General features: G+C 34.4%; 1 protein-coding gene. It reads right to left on the minus strand.

All coding sequences use genetic code 11. The annotated features are described in order from the left end of the window. The coding region (locus LB449_RS13865; RefSeq protein ID WP_394372325.1) for a nicotinate-nucleotide diphosphorylase at positions 1 to 285 on the minus strand (285 nt) is incomplete at both ends.

Below are 285 nucleotides of genomic sequence, written 5' to 3' on the forward strand. Positions count from 1 at the left end.
TATGAACTGAATGAATAAGCGCCCCACTTGAAATATAATCTACCTCACATTCGGCATAAAATTTTGCATTTTCAAGCGTAATGCCTCCACTCGATTCTGTGAAACATCTACCATCAATCAACTTAACAGCCTTTTTGGTGTCATCGTAATTAAAATTGTCCAGTAAAATTCTATAAACCCCATCAGACTGTAATATTTCTTCTACTTCTGAAAGTGACCTTGCTTCTACTACAATTTTGAGATCCAATTTTTTATCAGCAAGATACTTGATGGTTTTTTCTATCG

Source organism: Psychroflexus lacisalsi (genome assembly GCF_020164495.1).
Lineage (GTDB): Bacteria > Bacteroidota > Bacteroidia > Flavobacteriales > Flavobacteriaceae > Psychroflexus > Psychroflexus lacisalsi.